This window comes from Alkalihalobacillus sp. TS-13, assembly GCF_019720915.1.
Taxonomy (GTDB): Bacteria; Bacillota; Bacilli; order Bacillales; family Fictibacillaceae; genus Pseudalkalibacillus.
The window spans coordinates 302,615-320,147 of the sequence record NZ_JAHKSI010000003.1 but is presented as its reverse complement, the minus strand read 5'-3'; the positions used below and the strand labels follow the sequence as shown (position 1 = coordinate 320,147).

Genomic DNA, 17,533 nt, shown 5'->3' with positions numbered 1-17,533 from the left:
TAGTTTGAATGACAAGAAACTATCCATACAAGGAATCGATTACCATTTTGCGTACTTCGGTGCCTGGCACCATTTCAAACCTCAACAGCCCCAAGGGTTTTGCTTCGGTGCCTGGCACCGATCGAAGTCCCTACAGCGCCAACGCTTTGTGATCGGTGCCAGGCACGCCTTCAGGCACGCCTTAATAAATCAAAAAAGCCGAGTTGCCCCGGCTTTTCTCATTTTTGAACGATTTGTTTTTATTTGAAGACTGGGTCTTTGAATTGGGCGAGTTTTTCAAGTGATGATTTCTCCACGTCATGGTGAAGGCTGTTTCCGTGTGAATCCATGGTTACAACTGCTGTAAAGCCCTCTACTTGCAGATGCCACATCGCTTCTGGAATTCCAAACTCGAGAATATCAACGCCGTCGACTTTCTTGATGCACTCCGCATAATATTGCGCTGCACCGCCGATCGCATTCAAATAAACCCCACCATGCTCTTCCAATGCTTTCAACGTCTTCGGACCCATTCCACCTTTTCCTATGACTGCGCGGATACCGAACTTCTTCATAATGTCACCCTGGTAAGGCTCCTCACGGATACTAGTCGTCGGTCCTGCAGCTTTCACATGATATTCACCGTTTGCGTCCTTCATCATGACTGGACCGCAATGATAGATGATCTGACCATCAAGGTCGATCGGCGCATCATTACTCATCAAGTGCTTATGGATTGCGTCACGACCGGTGTGCATCACACCATTGATGCGAACAACATCACCCACACGCAGTTCACGGATTTTTTCTTCTGTGATCGGCGCTTCAAGCACGACCTCGCGTACTTCCTTCACATCATCAAGAGCGGCTGCTGCTTTTTCCATCTCTTTTTTAAAATCAATCTTCTCTCCGTCCTGGTAGAGCCACTCTATAATCTCACCTGTGTTCGGATCGAGCTTGAATCCAAGACGACGATACGCCCAGCAGTTATAAGCGACCGATACGAAAAAGCTTGCAGGGATACGGTTCATCACACCAATTTTACAACCTAATAGCGTTGTCTCACCGCCGAAGCCCATCGTTCCGATACCGAGTTCGTTCACATTATCCATAACGTATTCTTCGAGTTTGCGAAGATCTTCATTCGGATTGACATCTTCTACAGAACGGAACAGCTGCTCCTTCGCTAGCTCATAACCTGATGTACGGTCCCCGCCGATTCCGACACCAATGAAACCAGCACTGCAACCTTGACCTTGCGCTTGGTAAACCGAGTGCATGATACACTTGCGGATACCGTCCAGGTCACGTCCTGCACGACCTAAGCCTTCTAATTCCGTCGGAAGACTATACTGGATATTTTTATTTTCACAACCGCCGCCTTTTAAAATCAAGCGAGCATCGATATAATCCTTCTCCCACTGTTCAAACTTGATGACAGGTGTCCCCGGTCCTAGGTTGTCACCGCTGTTCGCACCAGTCAACGAATCAACTGAGTTTGGACGAAGCTTGGTGTCATCTGTCGCTTGTTTGATCGCCTCGATGATTGCATCCTTGATTTTCAACTGGTTCACACCGACAGGAACCTTCACTTTGAATGTCGGAAGCCCTGTATCCTGACAGATCGGCGAGACATTCTCATCTGCTTTTAAAATATTTTCACTGATCGTATCGAGCGACATCGCTGCACGAGTCCCTGCGTTTTCCTGGGCTTTCGCTTTTGCAATCGCGCGGCGTACGTCTTTCGGTAAATTCGTAGACGTCTCAACAATCAATTCGTACATACTTTCTTTCAGCTTTTCCATTTCCCCGATGACCCCTTTTATGAAAATTTTCACACAGGTGAAGGGCTCCTCCTCCCATCCAGCCTGTGGAATCATGAATTTATCAATCAAACCGCTTTGAAAGCGGAAACAAAACCACATCAAACCTATGTCCAGTATAACAAATACAGCACTTAAAATCCTTTTATACACGCTCTGTTTCGCAAAATTCACTCCCTTTCCGCGGGCACAAGAAAAGCGGAAGCGACCCGTTTAGTTACGTAGGTCACTGGAGGACTGACGAAGAGGCTGGCACCGCCGCAGGAAGTTTGAAGTGATCCAAGTGACTGGTCGCAGAGCTAGACATCACTTCATTGCATTTACCTACTTCCGCAGACCTCCTCACTTACACAGGATCTCAACACAAAAATGAAATCATTTTCGTGTCTGCGATAAGAATTCTTAGAAGCTTTCCTTCTGCTGACTTCGACGTTCACCATAGGACGTGGTGGTATTTAGTCGAAGATCATTATTATAGTCGAAGATCCTTTTAAAGAGTGTGGGGGTCTCGCCTGGCTCGCTTTTCCCGCAGGAGTGTTGCGACTATCGCTTTAAAATCCAAATTATAATTCAATAAATCCTTTTATATAAATCATTCCCCCCAGTTATGGCGGAACTGTTTGCATTTCACTTCAAGTTCATCCAGCATTGCAATGATCCGATCGATTTCTTCGACTCCAGCTGTTTCAGGATCGATCGTATCCAATACTTTCAAAAGCATATCCATTTTGTTTTGGATATAATCCATTTGTGATGACTTATCATGTATGGCATTGCCCATCTAGTAGGTCTCCTTTCTTTTTTCCTCTAATATGATAACAGATTTTTGAGTATTATTGGGAATTACCCGCATTTACAATTGCTTTACAAAAGTAAGTCGAAACCTTACACTTAAGATATACTGGATTCAATCTCAATTCGAGGTGATGATTGATGAATTATGAAAGCATGTGCCCGAAGTACGAAGCGGCAATTGAAATCATAGGAAAAAAGTGGACAGGTCTGATCATTCGTGTCCTGTTAGCTGGACCTAAACGATTTAAAGATATAAAAAGACAAATTCCTGATATGAGTGACAGAATGCTGACAGAAAGAATGAAAGAACTTGAGGCGGTCGGCATTGTTAAACGTGAAGTCTATCCAGAAACACCTGTACGAATTGAATATAAGCTGACGGATAAAGGCACTTCCCTTAAAAACGTCATCAGTGAAATCCAACGATGGAGTGATGACTGGGTGGAAATGGAACAACCGCAGGATTAAAAAAGGGGCGACGCCTAGGTGTCAGCCCCTTTTTTACGTGCTACTTCATCGTTCAGTTAGTCATATTGAATCTTAGGGAAACATAATCTTGAACCGGGATCCAAGCCCCGATACCTTGATGGGTCACATTTTTCACTTCGATACTTTTCTTGCTTCCCTTAAGATTGATGAACACTTCACCGTAAGTGACTCGCCCCTTTTCATTCACTGCAGGCACGTATCCATATAGATATCCGACCTTTTTCGGTGGGATGTTATAAACATTTTCTTTCTTCGTCCCTCTTCCTATGATCGTCGTGAAAGAGAGCGGCAAGCCGGTTTTTTTCGAAGCGTCGATCATCATCATTTTCTTGACATCTTCACTGCTCTCGATTTTAGCGGTCAATCCTCCGGAAACCTTTTGTTCATGTTCCTGGTTGAATCGCAATTGAGAGACAGCTTTCCCGCCATGGTTGTTCAACTGATTGACATTCACCTTCTGATATTCCCAGTTGACGTTCGTTTCCGCGGATTCATAATTCAATGGCCATTGGCCTAAATAAATCTTGGCACGGTAACCTATCGCAGCTTTTGACGGTGAAATGCTGGATTCATTAAAGAGACGGATAAGTTCCGGATTCTCGATTTTGATATCGGTTGTCGAGAACATTTCCTCAGTCAGCTGACTCGGTTGTAAATCAGGTAAATCCTGCGTTGCATTCGGATATGTGTTTTCTTTTGAAATTGACACAGTCGAATTCGGAATTGAAACTCTTTCGGAATTCTTTGCTTTTTCTGCGGATAATGCCTGATCCGGCCATAGTAAAAGCCCTAAGCAGGCAATCAGAATACCCAACTTTCTCATCGGACATGCTCCTTTCTTCTTACCTTTATTTTTTTCCACTCGTGATAAAATCTACATGCCAAATTTTTCATGTCTATGCCCTCGACAAATTTCTCAAAGGTTCAAACAAGCGTTTGATTGAAAATGAAAAGCCACTACTTTCACATGATTATAGCTCTTAATCAAACATTTGATTGAAGATTTGAAAGAATTGTCGAAGGTAAAAACGGCTGCATAAAAATTAAATCTCTTTACGCTTCCTCTACCAATCGCCAGGACAAGACCGAAATATCATCAGGGTATTTCTGCTTTTCTAAAAAAATGCGGACCATTTTCAACGAATCATCCGGTACAACGATTGCTGCAATTTCATCTTTTTCAAATGCAAAGTCTCCAATATTACGCCACTCTCTTTCCCGGTAAAACGTGTGCCCTTCTTTCGGGTGGAAGTCGGTGATTTTGATGAAATCCATCAAAGGGTGATCGTTTTCCATCAAGTTGTTGTGTGCTTCATGCTTTGATGACACATAACAAACCGGCAAAAAAACATCATGGATCGCTTCTGCCTTAAAGCCGATCGCCGCTCTGCCATAGTACAGGGCATGCTCAACCAAATCTTTGAAAGGAATATCCGTGGTACAGCAAAAGGCGTTTGTTTTATAAGGACCTACCTGTTCCTGACTTGTAGCTTTCAATCGTTGCGACTGCAAAATTTTCAAAAGAATTTCAACGGATTCCTTTTCTGGCTTCGGCTCACTCTTTTTCAACAGCTCATCTGGACTCAACACTTTCACATCGCTTTTCGGTGAACCAGTGAAATGCCAATAGATCCTCGAATAATATCGTTGCATAAAAAACACCCTTCTATCAGGACTTCCTAACAGAAAGGGTGTACATCTACACTGTATTTATGTGTCTCTCACTTTTCATTTTCAAAAAGCTCAATTTCACGCCATTTGCCAAACTTATAATACCCGTAAGCAACGACACTGCTTATGACAAAACTTGTACCGATTCCAAAAGCGATCCCATCCTCACCTAACCAGCGGGAAAACTGATAGGTCAACGGTACACGCAGCACCCAGAACGAAATCAGATTAAGAATCAGGATCTGGACCATGGCTCCCGCAGCCCGGACAATCCCATTCAAGACGAAATTGATTCCTAAGAAAGGATAAAAGAAAGCGACACTTTTCAGATAAGTCGTTCCGAATGTAATCGTAGCATCATCACTTACGAATAACCGGATCAGTTCTTCTGCAAAAAGGAACGCAATCACACTGATCGAGAATGAAACGCCAAGAATGAGATAGATCCCGTTTTTAGATATCGCTTCGACACGGTCCCAAGAACGAATTCCGATATTCTGCCCGGCCATACTGTTCACTGCTGATCCTAACGTAAAAGCCGGAAGCATGATGATGCTGTCGATCCGCTGGGCTGCTCCAAATCCGGCAACTACATCCGCTCCGAAATGAGCGACGATCCCCATGATCGCTGCTACTCCTCCAGAAATCGCCATCATCTGGAGTCCAGCCGGAACACCGAGCTTGAAAAGCGAGAAGAAATAGAACTTAGATGGTAAATACGGCAATACGAACGGAACATTTGCTCTCCACACCGAATAGTAAATCCCATAAATGAAAGCAAATCCTTGAGAAACGATCGTTGCATATGCTGCACCAACGATTCCCATATCCAATACCCAGATGAAAACGGGGTCAAGGATCGTATTCAAGACGACCGCCATGAACACGAACCGAATCGGCGTTCTACTGTCACCAAGCGCTCGAAGGACGGTCCCGATAAAATTGTAACCGAACAGGAAAAGGATTCCGAGAAAGTTCACCTGCAAATAGCTTTTTGCTAAAGGAAAAATCTCCTCAGGTGTACCAAGCAATTTTAACAGCCATCCAGATAGGAAAAATCCGACAATCCCTAAGGTCAACGCCATGATTCCGAGTACAAAGACAAACGCATTCAACGATTCCTTCAGACCTTGCTCATCATCTGCCCCTTTCTTTTGTGAAAGGACTGTCAGGGAGGCGCTGTTCACCCCGATGATGAATGAGAGGATCGTAAAAATCAACGTCGCTGAAATCGAGATCGCACCCAGGGCATTCGAACCTAAAAGATTCCCGACCCAGACACTGTCTATGAATTGGAACGATGTCTGCAGGATGTTCGTTAGAAATATTGGAACCGAAAAGACAATCATCTGCTTCGGAATCGATCCTTTTGTAAAATCCATTTGTACAGACATCGCGCCACCTTCTTTCTGTGTTTTATTCTTCTTTCATAATAAGTGTAAAAAGTACCATTGGCCGGTTTACGCTTCAATTCCGCCGGATAAGTGCTCGTTATAAAAGCACTCCTTTAGATGTGGAGTGCCTTTCGAAGTTTTACAAATGTAAGTTTCCCATTATAGACACGGTCTAAAACTTGTGTGCCGATCCATTGTGTACAGATTGCGAACAAGAAAATCCACCAGCCGATTACAAATGCGGTAATGAAAAAGATCACACCATTAATCCAGAACATCATCTGCCCAGGTGCTCGCTTGAATACATTCGCGAAAATCTGCGCTAAAATCGCCATGCCTCCGGAGGATGCCCCGTTTTTAAAAAGAATCCCGACACCGATTCCGAACAGACACGCTCCAAATACGAGATCGACCCATGGTATTGAAATCGCACGCGGTAAAAGTATACCAATCAGATCTACGGTAATCGACGTGACGGTCACCGCAAAAATCGTTTTCCCGGCAGAAGCAGCACCGAGATATTTTACAGCAGCAAATAACAATGGAACGTTGACTAACCATAAAGACCATCCGTGCGGGATATTCCAAAAGTACTCATTCAAAATCGCAATCCCGGCTGCACCACCCGATGGAATATGGTGTGGAAAAAGAAACAGTCCCATGCCAAGCCCCTGGATGATCGCTCCGACAGCTAAAAGGAGAAGGGTTTTTACTGTTGGACCCATTTCGCTCTTTCCACAACCTCAATGCTGTCTTGCACCGATTGGACCATGGAACAGTTCTTCCGAGTCAAATGCATCGCCTTTTCGATTTTTTGTTCATTCCACTCCGCCGTTTTGATATAAAACGTAAGTTCGATTTTCTCGATGCGGTTCGCCTCAGCTTCGTTCCGTTCGACCTCAGCATTCACTGTAATATCTTCAAATGGATAGCGCATTTTCTCCATTACCTTCCGTAAAATACCGCCGCTGCAAACAGCAACTGATGATACAAGCAATTGATACGGACGGAATCCATACTCCTCATTTCCGGAAATATCAAGCTTTCCATACTCTAATTCAGTTGTAAAACCGCCTTCAGTCATCTTAAATTCCAATTTCATCACACCTGACCTCTCATTGTAGATTGTTCTCTGATATAATTCTAACTATTAAATTTCCGAACTAAAAGATTTTTTAGTAAAATGTTGATGTTGGTAGAAAATATTTTAAAGCGAAATTCACGACTCATGCAGGAAAAGCGAGCCAGGCGAGACCCCCACACTCTTTAAAAGGACCTTCGACTATAATAATGAACTTCGACTAAATACCACCACGTCCTATGGTGAACGTCGAAGTCAGCAGAAGGAAAGCTTCTAAGAATTCTCATTGCTGACACGAAAATGATTTCATTTTTGTGTTGGCATCCTGTGCAAGTGAGGAGGCTTACGGGAGTAGGTAAATGCAATGAAGTGATGTCTAGCTCTGCGACCGGTCACTTGGATCACTTCAAACTTCCTGCGGCGGCCGACACATTGATTGACACCTTATGAGTGAGCCCACGCAGAACCAAGTTTTTTTTTGGTTCGAGCCTCCTCGTCAGTTTTCCAGTGACCTACGTGCCTAACCGGGTCGCCTCCGCTTTTCTTGAGTCCGCGGAAAGGGAGTGAATTTTGCAGAAATTCATATTAACCAAAATCATAAAGAATAAGCCAATATATAAAAATGTACCAACTTATGAAAGGAAGTACAAGTTATGCGTTCCGCCCGTTATCGTTTCAACGTCCTGATCGCCGTCGTGTTCGTTTCCGGTTTTGCACAGGGAATGTTACTGCCGCTTCTCGCGATATTGCTTGAAAAGGCTGGCGTTTCTTCAGGTGTAAACGGCCTCAGTGCGTCTGCATTTTATATCGGAATTTTGCTCATCTCACCTTTTATCGAAAAACCATTACATACATTCGGGTACAAGAAGCTGATCGTCACCGGTATTGCGGTGACATGTGTATCGGTACTTGTCCTTCCTTTGTGGCAGGCGATCTGGTTTTGGTTTATCCTTCGTGTCATCATCGGAATCGGGGACCATATTTTCCATTTCGCAACACAAGTATGGCTCACATCAATGAGTGCTGAAAAGAAGCGGGGAAGGAACATTGCCATTTATGGGGTTTCGTTCGGGCTCGGGTTCGGTATCGGGCCAGTTATGACAAGGCTGGTCGATATTCACTATGCGCTGCCATTTATGATTGCTGCAGCCTTGTGTATCCTTTCCTTAGTCTTCCTTATTAAAATCGACAACGAATATCCCGAAAACATTACAACACCGGACGTCCAAAGCACCTGGAAACGGTACGGAAAAGTTTTCCGGATGTCATGGGCTGGACTGCTCGGGACGTTCGGATATGGTTTTATCGAAACAGCTGTACACAGTAACTTTCCAGTTTATGCGATTCGTCAAGGGCTTGGTGTGGAAGCTGTATCGATCCTTTTGCCAGCTTTTGCAGTGGGAGCACTCATTTTCCAAGTGCCTCTCGGATTATTAAGCGACCGATTCGGAAGGAAACCGATTCTCATCATATCACTTTTAATCGGTGGCTTAAGTTTTCTTGCGATGAATGTGAACAATTCACTTGTCTATTTGACGGTGATGTTCGTCATCGCAGGCTTATTTCTTGGCTCTTTATTTTCGATGGGGATCACATACATGGCAGATCTTCTTCCTAGGGAACTGCTCCCGGCAGGTAATATATTGGCTGGGATTTGTTTCAGTCTCGGAAGTATTTTCGGTCCATTAATTGGAGGATTCTCCATCCAATTCTTTGAAGAAGGAAGCATCTTCTACACAATCGGCGGAATGATGCTCCTCCTGTTCACCGCCTTGATCTTTTTCAAACCAATTCGCTCTACGCAAAGTGTTGCTGGGGACGTATAGGATGGTGTGCTAATCATGATTACCATTGATTCTTATAAAAATGAAAAAATTCCTTTTAAGCATTATCGGCTTACAAATGTAGATTCCCTTAAATCGACTATAATCGTTCTTTATCGGGGAAAAATTGAGGAGCCCTTTACAAGAGAATCCAGGAAACGTATTTTTGGGAAACTGTCATAAAGAGTGTCACTGACGTTATTCAGCTTTCTGATCGTCTGACGAACATTTTTAATGATAACTCCTATGATCAAGTATTACTGGGCAGCTCGATGGGAGGCTTGATTGCTTCATGCGCTTTTGTTCAGAATAATTGTTTCGATGGGTTGATTACGATAAATAGCTCTGGATATTGGACTGGATGCGAAGATTACTTTCAAAAGATCGGTTTTAAGCCTAGCGGTTGGGTTGAGGAGATCCAAAAACTCGATCCAATTGAACGCGTGGCTGCTATTCAGGAGCGCCCTATTCTTCTGCTGCATGGTTCAAATGATCAGATCATACCCGCAAACACCCAGCAATTGTTCTATGAAAAAGCAGTTGTACAATATGATGATAAAGAAAAAATCAAATTTGAGCTATTTCCTAATGTCAATCATACCACTACCCTCCCAATGGTTGAGCAAGCGGTAACCTGGCTTGAGGCAGCTTTCCCACAAGTAGGACAAAAGGTTTAACCCTTTACCTCCGAAGGTATACTATAGTGTGAAACAGATAAATTGACGTATCGGAATTTTACTTTTAAAATTGTAATCAGATAATAATCATTTTAATGTGAATACTATTGTTAAAGGAGTCGATCAAACAATGAGATTACGTACTGAGATGCCTGAATTCGAAGGTGCTACAGAATGGTTGAACGGGGAAGTTTCGAAGGATCAGCTATTAGGAGATAAACCTACACTGGTACATTTCTGGTCTGTAAGCTGCCAGCTATGTAAAGAGGCAATGCCGAACATCAACCAATTCCGTGATGATTATAAAGACGATTTGAACGTTGTGGCGGTTCATATGCCTCGTTCTGAAAAAGATCTCGATATCGATCAAGTCAAGGAAATCGCTGCTGAACATGACATTACGCAACCGATTTTCGTTGATAACCAACACAAACTCACTGACGCTTATGAAAATCAATACGTTCCAGCATATTACGTATTCGACGCCGAGGGTAAGCTTCGTCACTTCCAAGCTGGCGGAGATGGAATGAAAATGCTCACTAAGCGTGTGAATCGCGTATTAGGAAAATAATCGATATAGAGAAAGGAGCTGACCCTGTCAGCTCCTTCTTTTAAAGTTCCTCTCATAAATCCTGTAGAAGAACGCAAGAATTTTATATAGGATCAATCCTGACAATCCACCTATCCCATTCAACAAGATATCATCTATATCGAAAATCCGGCTTGCGTAATAGTATTGAAGCAGTTCGATCAACCCGCTCGCCCCGAACGAGATGAAGAACATCTTTATGAATGAATCCAGCCATCTGAACATCAACGGCAATAGGAAACCTAATGGCATGAACAACAGTAGGTTTCCTATTACGTTTTTGAAAATCAGCCAATAATTTCCGCTCCTCCACATCAATCGGATGCTATCAAGCAGAACGAGATTGAAGGACTTTCCATAAACGTAATAGTTGAATGTGAATAAAGTGGAGTAGATCAGGATTGCTGTATAACAAACGAATAGGATCGCTCCTATCCATCGCCACTTCAAACGCGCGTATTCTCTTGTATCTTTTTGTATCTCCATAAGTTCTACTCCTTTATTCCCATCCTTTACAAAACAAAGAATAGTGTACCAGGACTTGCAGTACTAGTCTATGATGATACCGCTCCATTTAGTTCTATTTAGATGTTTTCTCTGGAATAATCGGCTTAAGCGGGAAGCGCATCACGCCATAACAGCCACGAAAAAAGGCAATCCTGCTTTCGGGTGCTTTATCCTCACATCATTCGAACACTGTCAAAAAGTGCGACCGTAGGTGTGAACAAAAAGACCTATATGAAAGCAGAATAACCTTTTAAAAACCTTTCCTGATTTCAGTAACTTCAGTTATTGCAAATGATATTCCCCAAACGTTCTGTTAAACGCACATTCTCTTTATAATCAACCGGGCAGTCGATGACGACAGGCCGATCCAGTTCAAAAGCTCTCTCTAAAATCGGCTGGAACTCTTCGGCCCGGAGAACCTTAAGACCTTCAGCACCAAATGCCTTCGCCAGCTGTACGATATCTGGATTATCAAATGTGATGCTTGAGCTTCGATCATATTCATTCATCTGTTTCCATTCAATCAGACCATATCGGTTATCTGTCCAGACGACGACTACGATCGGTAATTTCAAGCGAGCCATCGTTTCCAGCTCCTGGACAGTCATCAGAAATCCTCCGTCACCAGCGACCGCCACGACTTTTTTATCTGGAAAAGCCAGCTTCGCACCGATTGCGCCAGGCATTGCGATCCCCATTGAGGCAAACCCATTCGAGATCAAGCACGTATTCGGTTGGATGCAATGGAAGTAACGAGCAAGCCACATTTTATGAGCCCCGACATCTGAAAGCAAAATCGCATCATCATCTAAAACAGCTCGTAAATCCGCTGCAATTTTCTGCGGTTTCATCGGGTATGATTTATCTTCATCATGTTCACTGAGGTCATCCATGATTTCAGTTCGAAGCTTTTCGAAAAAGGGATCCATCTGCTCGCGTGCGTTCACTTTTTCAGTCAGTCGATTCAAATTCTCCACAAGGTCACCGATCACACTTGTTTTAACCGGATAACACGTATCAACCTCTGCAGGCTGTGTATCGATATGAATGATCGGCTTATCCCCGTCTGGATTCCAGGCTGAAGGTGAATACTCTGCAAAATCAAAACCGATTGTGATGATCAAATCAGCATTATCGATCCCACATACAATATGATCCTTATCTTGTAAGCCCACTGTTTGCAGGTTTTGCGGATGTTCATAAGTAATCGCGCCTTTCCCCATGAAAGTGCTCGTAAATGGGGCACTGATTCTCTCCACAAAATGTTGAAGAGGTTCTGACGCGCCCATCCGTGTCACACCGTTTCCAACGAGTACGATCGGATTTTTCGCTTTATTGATCGCTTGTGCTGCTTCCTCTATCTTTTTATCAACAGCTCTCGTAAGCAACTCATTGGACTGTTCTTCCAATGGATTTCCTTCCACTTCAAGCATTGCGATATCTTCCGGAAGCTCGATATGGACGGCTCCAGGCTTTTCACTGACCGCTTGTTGGAAGGCTTTACAGACAACTTCAGGTACAATATCCTTATCCCGTATGGAGGTATTCCACTTGGTGACCGGTTTAAACATGGAGACGAGATCATAAAATTGGTGAGATTGTTTATGTTGGCGCTCCAGATCTGCCTGTCCGGTTATCGCAATCAGTGGGGTCAAGTCCATGTTCGCCTCTGCTACGCCTGTCACAAGATTCGTTGCACCTGGCCCTAACGTTGCAAGACATACACCTGGTTTACCAGTCAACTTCCCGTATACCCCTGCCATGAACGCAGCACCGGTCTCATGCCTTGTCGTGATGAACTCGATGTTCGATTCTTTCAACGCATCGAGAAAATCGATATTTTCCTCCCCCGGCACACCAAAAATATATTCGACCCCTTCTTTTTCTAGACATTTCACAAACAATTCGGATACTCGCATAGTCGAATCCCTCCATTTTTCAATTCCCAGCAATAAATAGGTCTATCGTATTCATTCCTTTTTAACAGTAGGTTTCAAACCTGAATATGTAGGCTCTTATGTTGAATACTTCCAGAAAACCTAAAATGAAATCAGAATTGTTTTCTTTGAAATTCACTCCCTTTCCGCGGGCGATCCGCAAGACTCCTCGCGAGTTCCTCGCTGTGGGGTCTCGCCTGGCTCGCTTTTCCCGCAGGAGTGGCGTGAATTTCACCCGAAAAATTCTAACCTTCAATAAAGTTTGCATCTCCTAAGTCTAAAAAAGCCACCCAAAACGGATGGCGATATACCAAGTCAATGGTATTGATTTTTCTTGTTGGCCGAGCTGCTTGTTTTATGCTTGCTATCGCTCGTATGCTTTTTATGGTTTTTCACGTTATGGTTCTGCTTATTGTTACTCATAGGTAATCTCCTTTTTCAAAAGAGTACCTTTAGTTTCTCCGTGTTCGTTTTGAATATGCGAATGATACATCCTTAACCACTTTTACGGAGCTTATTGAAGGTTGCATTCACCTCTCCACCAATAATAAGCATCAACCCTGAGACATAAAACCAAAGCATCAGGACGATGACCCCGCCAAGGCTTCCATAGGTGGCACTGTAGTTACCGAAATTATTTACATAAAAAGAAAATGCCCATGAAACAAGCTGCCAGCCAATCGTAGCAATCACAGCACCGACCCAGACATCCTTAATCCGCAACGGTTTGTTTGGGGCTACAAAATAAATGATGGTAATTACGCATGCAATGATTACAGTACTAAGTACCCAGCGAAGTCCATTCCATATCGTTTCCCAATTTGGCAGTCCAAGGTATCCAAACACATTCCCGATCATCTGGCCGAAAACAGGCAATGCCATCGCGACGAGTATAATTAGGAGCATGCCAAGCGTCAGCGATATCGCGACTGCTCTCGCCACGATGAAATTTCTGCTCTCCTCCACATCATAAGCATGGTTCAAAGCCTTGATCACTGCATTCATCCCATTAGAAGCAGTCCAAAGAGTGACAATAATTCCTACGGAGAGGATCGCACCACCCTGGTTGTTGATGATTTCAGTATTATCTTTTACGATGTTCATCAATTCAGGTGGACCATACAGCTGTATGAGCGTGAACAATCGATTTTTATCAACGATCGTTGTAATGACAGTAATCGTAACAATCAGAAATGGAAAAAGTGACAGCAGAAAATAAAAAGCAAGTTGTGCCGCCAAGTCGGTCACTCCGTCTTCCTGGATCCTTTTGAATAGATCCTGCCAGAAAATCTTCTTTGACGGCTGCTTCAATCTTTCCACCATCACTCAACTCCCTTTATACATCTGTAAAGCTCTAATGTTGATAGGTAAAATACTTAAGCTAAATTTGCGACACTCCTGCGGGAATAGCGAGCCAGGTGCGACCTCACAGTCTTTAAAAGGATCTTAGACTATAATAAGGACCTTCGACAAAATTCCACCACGTCCTGTGGTGAACGTCGAAGCCAGCAGAAGGATAGCTTCTAAGAATTCTCATCGCAGACACGAAAATGATTTCATTTTTGCGTTGACATCCTGTGCAAGTGAGGTCTAGCTCAACGACCAGTCACTTGGATCACTTCAAACTTCCTGCGACGGTCGACATCCTTATGAGTGGGCACACGCAGAACCAAGTTCTTTGTTTGGTTCGAGCCTCCTCCGCAGTTTTCCAGTGACCTACGTGACTAATCGGGTCGCTTCCGCTTTTCGTCTGCCCGCGGAAAGGGAGTGAATTTCGCCAACATCATCGATTATGAATCAAAGCCTATTTTAATATTTATTGTCCTCTTCATCAGGTATGTCCGTAATTTCTCTTCCAGCTTCTTTCACCTTGCCGGAAACATCCTTCAGTTCTCCACCGACCTCTTTCATGCTTGAATACGTCTCCACAGAATGCTGACGTACTTCATCAACTTTCTGGATGACTTCTCTTACCTCACGTGATAAATCGTTCAACGCTTTTGAGGTAGTATCCATCGTATGCTTGACCGTGTTCATGATGACTGCAGGATCTTCGCGAACAGTTTTGTACAAAGAGGATGTCTGATCTTTTAACTTTATTGAACGGTCCTGTACATTTTTCCGTGTGTTCTTGTTAATTAAAGATGCAATACCACCAACGACTGCACCGATCAGGATTCCCTTCCAAAGCAAAGAACCCTCTTTGTCTTTATTTACTTTTATTGGGGTTGGCTGATTCGTTTTTTGTTGATCAGGTTTGTATACAGATTGAGTCATAAATGATCTCTCCTTTATTTTTTTTCTTCAATAATATTTAACTTCCCCCGTTCTTTTAAAACCAAAACATTTTACGCAAATTGTTTAAGGATTTTTACACAGGGGTATGAAAAAAATACAAATCAATAAAAATAACCAAAAGGAGGAAAAGCATATGGCTTTTATTTGGACTTTAATCGTAGGTGGTATCATTGGTTGGTTAGCTGGTCTTATCGTAGGAAGAGATGTACCTGGAGGAATCATCGGTAATATCATTGCAGGAATCATTGGTGCTTGGCTAGGAACACTTCTACTTGGTTCATGGGGACCATCGCTTGGAGGTATGGCCTTGATCCCTGCATTGATCGGTGCAATCATCGTCGTACTTTTGTTAAGCTTCATCATGAAACGGACAAGAAGACCAAGCAGCCATCATTAAAAAGTATGAACGAGGGGCTGTCTAGAAAGTGTCTGAGTCTCTCCGAACTTAACAACATTTTGAGAAAAATCATTTTTAATAAAAATGGTGTGTTGGAGTATCTGACACTTTACTTTTAAGACAGCCCCTTTTTCATTTTCCGTATAAAATGGTCGCACCCAACTGCAATCAGGTTGAACGCCTTATCAAACTCTCCTGTCATATATGGATCCGGGATGTCATCTTCCTTTAAATCCTCAACAAAATCAAGGAGTCTGGCCATCACCCCTGTTTCCCGCATACCCGCAAGACGATGCAATTCTCCGAGTGTTTCAGCATCCATCGCTAGGATGTAATCGAACGCCTCCAGATCTTCTGCCTTTACCTTTCTGCTTTCCTTTGTCTTAAAAGGTATCTTTTTTTCGTCAAGTATTTCGACACTATCCTCATGTAGAAAATCTCCAATATGCCAATCGCTTGTCGCTGCTGAATCGATTTCAACGTTGAGCCCCTTATTTTTACACATTTCATTTAAAACCGCTTCTGCGATCGGCGCACGGCAAACCCCTCCAGAAGACACAAATAAGACTTTTTTCACAGATAATCTCCCTCCTCATCTTCCAAATTTCGCTTTTTTGTGAGCTTGTCCCTATTTTTTCTCGGATAAAAGGCATGTTTCCTCCTTTTGCAGAATAATAAAATAGAGACAACATAAAGATAGGAGGAAAAATCAGATGGCTCAATTTGAAGCGTTTCTAGGGGATGTTAGTGGTTGGGTATGGGGACCCTGGCTGCTCATATTGCTCGTCGGCACAGGTATTTTCCTGACGCTGCGACTCAGTTTCTTACAGTTTTCATTACTACCTTATTCATTGAAATTGGCTTTTACAAAAAAGCAGGACAAAAAATCTGAAGGGGATATCTCCCACTTTCAGGCACTGATGACTGCGCTCGCTGCAACAATCGGTACAGGTAACATCGCCGGGGTTGCAACGGCTGTATTCATCGGGGGACCTGGGGCTGTCCTCTGGATGTGGCTCAGTGCACTTTTCGGTATGGCAACCAAGTATGCCGAAGCGATTTTAGCTGTAAAATATCGTGTGAAAAACAAAAATGGTGAAATGTCCGGGGGCCCGATGTACTACCTCGACAAAGGACTGAACGCAAAATGGCTTGGTGTCCTTTTTGCATTCTTTGGGGCATTCGCCGCATTCGGGATCGGAAACATGGTCCAATCAAACTCTGTTGCAGATGCTGTACAAACGACCTTCAATATCCCTGGGTGGGTAACTGGCTTGATCTTGATGGTATTGACAGGTCTCGTAATCCTCGGTGGAATCAAGAGTATCGGCCGGGTCGTGGCTTACCTCGTTCCTTTCATGGCTCTTTTTTATGTCGTGGGCGGATTGGTGATCTTGTTCATGAACCTTGATCTCGTTCCGAGTGCTGTCGGCTTGATTTTCAGTGATGCCTTTACAGGTGAAGCTGTTGCAGGTGGTGCTCTAGGTGCAGTCATCCGCTGGGGTGTCGCACGCGGGGTCTTCTCGAACGAAGCTGGTTTAGGTTCAGCGCCGATTGCCGCTGCTGCAGCAAGAACAGACTTCCCTGCACGCCAAGCGCTCGTTTCCATGACACAGGTATTCATCGATACGATCGTCGTCTGTTCGATTACAGGAATCACGCTCGTCATGGGGGATATGTATAAAGGTGACCTGAATGGTGCCGCTCTCACAACAGAGACATTCCGGAGCTTCTTAGGCGCGCCAGGTGCCTTGATCGTCACGATCGGCATTATTTTGTTCGCATACTCGACTGTATTAGGATGGTCCTATTACGGGGAAAAATGTTTCTCTTACCTGTTCGGGGACAATTCAGTGAAATACTACAGGCTGCTGTTTGTCCTTGCCGTATTCGTCGGTACAACTGTTTCGCTCAACGTCGTCTGGACGCTTGCTGACATCTTCAACGGCTTGATGGCGATTCCTAACTTGATTGGACTCCTCGGTCTATCCGGTGTGGTCGTTGCCGAAACGAAACGCTTCCTTGCCGTGAAAAAGGAAGAAGAACAAAAGCAAACCTCGGAATCAGCTTAAA

18 protein-coding genes are annotated in these 17,533 nt (G+C 43.7%); 6 read left to right on the top strand and 12 right to left on the bottom strand.

All coding sequences use genetic code 11. The features are described 5' to 3' along the window. Window positions 1-239 precede the first annotated feature (239 nt). Both KOL94_RS20655 and KOL94_RS20650 read right to left on the bottom strand, forming a co-directional pair. Complete coding sequence (locus tag KOL94_RS20655; RefSeq protein ID WP_221568618.1) at window positions 240-1,784, bottom strand: fumarate hydratase; 1,545 nt, start codon at window positions 1,782-1,784, stop codon at window positions 240-242. A 610-nt stretch (window positions 1,785-2,394) separates the two neighbouring features. Further along, window positions 2,395-2,583 (bottom strand): SE1561 family protein, encoded by a 189-nt coding sequence (locus tag KOL94_RS20650; protein WP_221568549.1) that lies wholly within the window; start codon window positions 2,581-2,583, stop codon window positions 2,395-2,397. Window positions 2,584-2,735: 152 nt separating this feature from the next. On the opposite strand from KOL94_RS20650, the gene KOL94_RS20645 reads away from it, so the two are divergent. After that, window positions 2,736-3,065: a winged helix-turn-helix transcriptional regulator gene (locus KOL94_RS20645; protein WP_221568548.1), complete on the top strand. Its 330-nt coding sequence runs from the start codon at window positions 2,736-2,738 to the stop codon at window positions 3,063-3,065. A gap of 52 nt (window positions 3,066-3,117) precedes the next feature. On the opposite strand, the gene KOL94_RS20640 is transcribed toward KOL94_RS20645, so the two are convergent. From KOL94_RS20640 to KOL94_RS20620, 5 genes are all read right to left on the bottom strand, one after another. Further along, window positions 3,118-3,909 carry a YfkD famly protein gene (locus KOL94_RS20640; RefSeq protein ID WP_221568617.1) on the bottom strand — a complete coding sequence of 264 codons (792 nt, stop codon included), beginning with the start codon at window positions 3,907-3,909 and terminating at the stop codon, window positions 3,118-3,120. 230 nt (window positions 3,910-4,139) lie between these two features. Beyond that, window positions 4,140-4,739 (bottom strand): abortive infection system antitoxin AbiGi family protein, encoded by a 600-nt coding sequence (locus KOL94_RS20635; protein ID WP_221568547.1) that lies wholly within the window; start codon window positions 4,737-4,739, stop codon window positions 4,140-4,142. 68 nt (window positions 4,740-4,807) lie between these two features. After that, complete coding sequence (locus KOL94_RS20630; protein ID WP_221568546.1) at window positions 4,808-6,151, bottom strand: MATE family efflux transporter; 1,344 nt, start codon at window positions 6,149-6,151, stop codon at window positions 4,808-4,810. A gap of 113 nt (window positions 6,152-6,264) precedes the next feature. After that, the gene (locus tag KOL94_RS20625; protein ID WP_221568545.1) at window positions 6,265-6,876 is read right to left on the bottom strand and encodes a YitT family protein; all 612 of its coding nucleotides are present in this window, start codon (window positions 6,874-6,876) and stop codon (window positions 6,265-6,267) included. Continuing rightward, entirely contained in the window at window positions 6,861-7,247 is a 387-nt protein-coding gene (locus KOL94_RS20620; RefSeq protein WP_221568616.1) for an OsmC family protein, read from the bottom strand. The genes KOL94_RS20625 and KOL94_RS20620 overlap by 16 nt, the downstream gene beginning before the upstream one ends. Before the next feature lie 638 nt (window positions 7,248-7,885). Between KOL94_RS20620 and KOL94_RS20615 the strand changes: the two genes are divergently transcribed. From KOL94_RS20615 to KOL94_RS20605, 3 genes are all read left to right on the top strand, one after another. Next, window positions 7,886-9,058 (top strand): MFS transporter, encoded by a 1,173-nt coding sequence (locus tag KOL94_RS20615; protein ID WP_221568544.1) that lies wholly within the window; start codon window positions 7,886-7,888, stop codon window positions 9,056-9,058. A 146-nt stretch (window positions 9,059-9,204) separates the two neighbouring features. Beyond that, window positions 9,205-9,732 carry an alpha/beta hydrolase family protein gene (locus tag KOL94_RS20610; RefSeq protein ID WP_221568615.1) on the top strand — a complete coding sequence of 176 codons (528 nt, stop codon included), beginning with the start codon at window positions 9,205-9,207 and terminating at the stop codon, window positions 9,730-9,732. Between the two features lie 130 nt (window positions 9,733-9,862). Then, window positions 9,863-10,303, top strand: a complete 441-nt coding sequence (locus tag KOL94_RS20605) for a redoxin domain-containing protein (RefSeq protein ID WP_221568543.1) — start codon at window positions 9,863-9,865, stop codon at window positions 10,301-10,303. A 27-nt stretch (window positions 10,304-10,330) separates the two neighbouring features. Here KOL94_RS20605 and KOL94_RS20600 read toward each other — a convergent pair whose 3' ends face one another. From KOL94_RS20600 to KOL94_RS20585, 4 genes are all read right to left on the bottom strand, one after another. Next, complete coding sequence (locus KOL94_RS20600; RefSeq protein WP_221568542.1) at window positions 10,331-10,807, bottom strand: VanZ family protein; 477 nt, start codon at window positions 10,805-10,807, stop codon at window positions 10,331-10,333. Between the two features lie 299 nt (window positions 10,808-11,106). Beyond that, entirely contained in the window at window positions 11,107-12,747 is a 1,641-nt protein-coding gene (locus tag KOL94_RS20595; RefSeq protein WP_221568541.1) for an acetolactate synthase large subunit, read from the bottom strand. Between the two features lie 513 nt (window positions 12,748-13,260). After that, window positions 13,261-14,088 (bottom strand): YihY/virulence factor BrkB family protein, encoded by an 828-nt coding sequence (locus tag KOL94_RS20590; protein WP_221568540.1) that lies wholly within the window; start codon window positions 14,086-14,088, stop codon window positions 13,261-13,263. A 486-nt stretch (window positions 14,089-14,574) separates the two neighbouring features. After that, a complete protein-coding gene (locus tag KOL94_RS20585) occupies window positions 14,575-15,042 on the bottom strand; it encodes a YtxH domain-containing protein (RefSeq protein ID WP_221568539.1) in 468 nt (155 codons plus the stop codon). Window positions 15,043-15,196: 154 nt separating this feature from the next. Between KOL94_RS20585 and KOL94_RS20580 the strand changes: the two genes are divergently transcribed. Continuing rightward, complete coding sequence (locus tag KOL94_RS20580; RefSeq protein WP_221568538.1) at window positions 15,197-15,460, top strand: GlsB/YeaQ/YmgE family stress response membrane protein; 264 nt, start codon at window positions 15,197-15,199, stop codon at window positions 15,458-15,460. 115 nt (window positions 15,461-15,575) lie between these two features. Here the strand turns inward: KOL94_RS20580 and KOL94_RS20575 are convergent, their stop codons facing one another. Then, a complete protein-coding gene (locus KOL94_RS20575) occupies window positions 15,576-16,037 on the bottom strand; it encodes a low molecular weight protein-tyrosine-phosphatase (RefSeq protein ID WP_221568537.1) in 462 nt (153 codons plus the stop codon). A gap of 136 nt (window positions 16,038-16,173) precedes the next feature. Between KOL94_RS20575 and KOL94_RS20570 the strand changes: the two genes are divergently transcribed. Next, complete coding sequence (locus tag KOL94_RS20570; RefSeq protein ID WP_221568536.1) at window positions 16,174-17,532, top strand: alanine/glycine:cation symporter family protein; 1,359 nt, start codon at window positions 16,174-16,176, stop codon at window positions 17,530-17,532. Window position 17,533: the final 1 nt, after the last annotated feature.